The 4,374-nt window shown below is 67.2% G+C and carries 4 protein-coding genes and 1 tRNA gene; 3 read left to right on the top strand and 2 right to left on the bottom strand.

Annotated elements, in window-relative coordinates; translation table 11 throughout:
• The first annotated feature begins 546 nt into the window (after positions 1–546).
• Entirely contained in the window at positions 547–1,080 is a 534-nt protein-coding gene (locus HCR68_RS13720; RefSeq protein WP_167150394.1) for a reverse transcriptase domain-containing protein, read from the top strand.
• Between the two features lie 398 nt (positions 1,081–1,478).
• Here HCR68_RS13720 and HCR68_RS13715 read toward each other — a convergent pair.
• Positions 1,479–1,573 (bottom strand) — tRNA-Ile (locus HCR68_RS13715).
• Between the two features lie 221 nt (positions 1,574–1,794).
• Between HCR68_RS13715 and HCR68_RS13710 the strand changes: the two genes are divergently transcribed.
• The gene (locus HCR68_RS13710) at positions 1,795–2,697 is read left to right on the top strand and encodes a Nif3-like dinuclear metal center hexameric protein (RefSeq protein ID WP_167150391.1); all 903 of its coding nucleotides are present in this window, start codon (positions 1,795–1,797) and stop codon (positions 2,695–2,697) included.
• A 57-nt stretch (positions 2,698–2,754) separates the two neighbouring features.
• Positions 2,755–3,489 carry a hypothetical protein gene (locus tag HCR68_RS13705; RefSeq protein WP_167150389.1) on the top strand — a complete coding sequence of 245 codons (735 nt, stop codon included), beginning with the start codon at positions 2,755–2,757 and terminating at the stop codon, positions 3,487–3,489.
• A gap of 62 nt (positions 3,490–3,551) precedes the next feature.
• On the opposite strand, the gene yaaA is transcribed toward HCR68_RS13705, so the two are convergent.
• Positions 3,552–4,241 carry a peroxide stress protein YaaA gene (yaaA, locus tag HCR68_RS13700; protein ID WP_167150387.1) on the bottom strand — a complete coding sequence of 230 codons (690 nt, stop codon included), beginning with the start codon at positions 4,239–4,241 and terminating at the stop codon, positions 3,552–3,554.
• Positions 4,242–4,374 lie beyond the last annotated feature (133 nt).

The raw sequence follows: 4,374 nt of genomic DNA, 5'->3' as shown, positions 1-4,374 counted from the left end.
AAAAAGCGGCGGCCTTCGTGTGTCCTGAACGGAAGGGAGCTGTGGGTGTAGTTCTGTAGCTTCTGGATGGTGTTGCGTAGATGATGAGGGTTGTGGCCCCTCGAAGTCGTTGTGCGGATGATGGCTTCAAACCGCCTTGTGCTGCGTTGGCTGAAGACCGTCGTGGTGAGCGTTCAAGGAAAAGGCGTCCGTGGGCGGATGTCAGGTGGGGGCCGGGAAGACGAACGCGAGTGAACCGCTGTGGAAGCGTCGAAATGCTTGGATGGCATCAGAACTGGGGTTTGAAGGTGCCCTGGGATGAGTCTGGCGGTGTGTCCGTATTGCTGGTCAGGCGGTGCCCGGCGTGAAGGCGGCGTGAGCCCGGTCTGCTGCGTCTGCGTGAAACAGGAGAAGGCGCCTTGCTGTCGTGCCTGCTGGGTGCGGGTGTGGCGCCGGCGGACCGACTCGTAGTAGTGATGATGCTTCTGTAATGGGGGCGGAGCGAAGGGGTCGGGTCGTTCGTGATGTGTTCGTGCTGGTCAACCAGGGTCTCTGGGAGGAATTGGGATGAGCGGGTCAGTGTCATTGGTAGGGGTGGCGCCAAGGCCGTCGAAAACGGCGGGTAAGGCGTTCGATATTCCCAAGGCTCTGGTCGTGGAGGCTTGGGAGAGGGTCAGGAGCAACAAGGGCGCGTCCGGGGTCGACGGGGTGGCTATCGAGGACTTCGAGAGGGATCTACAGGCGAACCTGTACAAGATCTGGAACCGGATGTCCTCGGGCAGCTACTTCCCGCCTGCGGTGCGTCAGGTTCGGATCCCCAAGCCTGATGGAGGCATCAGGGTGCTGGGGGTGCCGACAGTCGCTGACCGTCTGGCGCAGACGGTGGTGGCCTTGGTGCTTGAGCGCAGGGCCGAGCCGGTGTTCCACCAGGGCTCGTACGGTTACCGTCCCGGACGCGGCGCGATCGACGCGGTCGCGGTGTGCAGGAGGCGGTGCTGGGAGAGTGACTGGGTCATCGACATGGATATCCAGGCGTTCTTCGACACCGTGCCGTGGGACCTGGTGTGTCGTGCGGTGGAGACGGTGTGCAGACGCGCATGACGTGTGGTGCAGCAGCAACGGAGAAGGAGAAGGAGAAGGAGCCAGTGGTTCCAGTGGGGGAGTAGCAGCCGCCGACGAGACTGATGCACGAGGCAAGACTCCTCGCTCCATCCACCTCGCCGACACTGGCTCCGGCGTCATCCTGACCGCCCAGCTCATCCCACCTTTCGACCAGCTGACCAGCCCCAGCCTGCAGGCTGCTGCTCATGCGCACCACCTCCGGTACAAGGCTCAGCTCGATAACTTGACCACGCCGCCCACCACCAGCCACACATCTCGCAGCACCCTCACGAGCCCTGAAACACGAAGAACGCCCACCCAAGTAGGTGAGCGTTATTCTTCATCTGAGACCACATCCCAGACGTCTTCGGCTGGGGTGGGTTTGGGTAAGAGCTGGCTGGTACCCCCACTGGGATTCGAACCCAGGACCTTGTGCTTATCAGGCACGACACGAGGTATAAGCTCGCTGCTCTAACCGCTGAGCTATGGGGGCGCGGCCGAGACGCCGACGGCGTCGAGGAAGGCCGACGCTGCCAGCACCGGAGGGCCCCGGCAGTGCGGAAGTAGGTTACCCCAGATGAGGGGACACGTCGGTCGTTTTCCCCACTGTGTTCCGTCAGGGGACCCGTCAGAACCCCGGCAGACGGCCGCTCCGAGCCGCATCGGCATCGGCGGGTCTCGGGCATTCCCCGGCCTGGCCGCTAGCCTGGTTGCATGAGCCACACCACCGCACCCGCATCCTCTGACGCCGGACGCCATTCCTCACAGGGCAACCCGGACGGCTCCTTGAGCGTCGGCGACGTCGTCGCTCTCGTGGAGTCCGCGGCGCCTCCCGGCCTGGCCGCCTCGTGGGACTCCAACGGGCTCATCTGCGGAGACCCCGCCGACCCGGCACGCAGCATCCTGCTGGCCGTCGACCCCGTGGCGGCCGTCGTCGACGAGGCCATCGACTCCGGCGTGGACATGATCATCACCCACCACCCGCTCTACCTGCGCGGAACCGACCACGTCGTGGCCACCGATCCCAAGGGGCGCTGCATTCATCGGCTCATTCGTGCCGGCATCGCTCTGCTCAACGCCCACACCAGCCTCGACGCCGCCCACGGGGGAGTGGCCGACGCCCTCGCCGATCGCGTGGGCCTGACCTCCACCGTCCCCCTCGAGCCGGACCCCGCCGCCCCGGACCAGGGCATCGGCCGCATCGGCGTGCTCCCGCAGCCCGTCACGCTGCGTCAGCTCGCCGCCGACGTCGCAGCCGCCCTCCCCGACTCGGCCCCCGGTCTCCTCGTCGGTGGTGAGCTCGACGCCGTCGTCGAACGCATCGCCGTCTCCGGGGGAGCCGGAGACTCTCTTCTGGGGCGGGCTCGTCAGGCCCATGCCGATGTCTTCCTCACCGCCGACCTGCGTCACCACCCCGCCTCCGAGCACCTCGAGGCCGGCCGCCCCTACCTGCTGTGCGGAACGCACTGGGCCACCGAGTGGGTCGGCCTGGAGCCCCTTGCCCGACGGCTTGAGGAGGGCGCCCACTTTCGGGGCGCCTCCCTGGCCGTCCGGGTCTCCGGCATTGTCACGGACCCCTGGGCACTGCGACTGTCCACCGGATCAGGCCGGGCGTGAGAGGATCATGAGAGGATTCGCAACACCGACCTGTACGTACCTGAAGGAGCACACGCCGTGACAAGCGCACCCATCGCCCAGCAGCGCCTTCTCATCGAACTCCAGGAGCTCGACTCCCGCCTGGCACGGCTGCGTCACGAGCGCAAGCACCTTCCGGTCCTCAGCCGCATCGAGTCGGTCATCGAGCGCCTCAAGACGAACAAGCGAGCCGCCATTCAGGCCGACGCCGCCCTCGGTGAGGCCAAGGCGCAGGCTACCCGCAGTGAGGACGAGGTCGGTCAGGTGGTGCGCCGCGCCGAGGTACTGCGCGAGCGCCTCCACTCCGGCAACAGCGCGGCCCGTGACCTCTCCGCCATCCAGGGGGAGATCGACCAGCTCGGTCAGCGCCAGTCGGCCCTGGAGGAGGCTCAGATCGTCGCCATGGAGGCGCTCGACTCGGCCCGGGAGGAGACCGAGCGCCTCAGCCGGGAGGAGTCCGAGATCCGCGCAGCCGGGCGCGAGCTCACCGCCAAGCGGGACGCCGAGTTCGCGCGGCTCGATGAGGAGATCGAGTCTCTGGACAACCAGCGGGCGGATCTGGCCGGAACCATTGAGACGGCTCTCCTGGCCGACTACGAGGCGGTTCGCCGCTCCACTGGGGGACTCGGCGCGGTCGCCCTCAGAGGGCGGGCCATCGAGGGCGGCGCCGTTGAGATCAGCCCACAGGAGCTGGCGCGCATCATGGCCGCTCCCAAGGAGGAGATCATCCACGCCGAGGAGAACGACGTCATCGTCGTACGGATGGACATCTGAGGGCGACTGCCTCTCGGGTAGGGGAGGCAGTCACTGACCAGGTATGAATGGCGGGGCCGGCATCAGCGAGTCATCAGGGTGAGGACCCGCCGCCCCATCCGGTCCGGCGCGGACAGCTCGACGTCGTCGACGCTGTTCAACCGTGCGGCCAGGGCGGCAACGTCGTCGGCGTGCACTTCCTGGGGCAGGGACTGCTCGGCTGCGGTTCTGAGGAGCTCACCGGTGAGAAGCCCCCGCGCCTGCTTCGCCATGTGGGAGACCACCTTGCGGGTGCCATCGTCGGCCATGCGCACCACGCGCACCGTCATGACCTCGATGCCGTCACGAGCCGACGGCTTCCACGCGGCCGCGTAGTCGGCCGAGCGGCAGTCGACCACCAGACCCTGCGCCGCCATGTCCTTGAGCGTCGGCGCGAGGTGCGGCTTCCAGAAGGACGACATGCGCCCCGGCCCGGGCAGTGATGTTCCCATGGACAGGCGGTGGTCGGGCACCGTGTCGGTGGGGCAGATGGCTCCCCACAGCCCCGAGAGGATGACGCAGTGGTCTGCTAGGGCGCCACGCCCGGCAGCATCCTCGGCGATCGACTCAAGCCCCGCCGCCTCGTACAGGACCCCGGTGAACAGCTGGTAGGCCGGAGCGCAGGGTGCTGTCTCCAGCGACAGGTTCGCCGTCGCCAGCTCCGCGCTGCGTGGGCCCAGTCCCAGAACGGATGCCGCGTCACGGCGCCGGCTCACCTCGGCCAGCGCTGACATTGAATCGCCCCGGGTTTGATGGAGGCAGTGATGACACGGAAGGATCACTGTCATGGGACAGAAGAAGTACCCCGATGAGCTGCGCGAGCGAGCCACGAGGATGACCTTGGAGGCACTGGCCGACCCGGCGCGG

The organism is Actinomyces sp. ZJ308 (genome assembly GCF_011752065.1).
Classification (GTDB): Bacteria; Actinomycetota; Actinomycetes; order Actinomycetales; family Actinomycetaceae; genus Actinomyces.
This window is presented reverse-complemented; position numbering and strand designations above follow the sequence as displayed.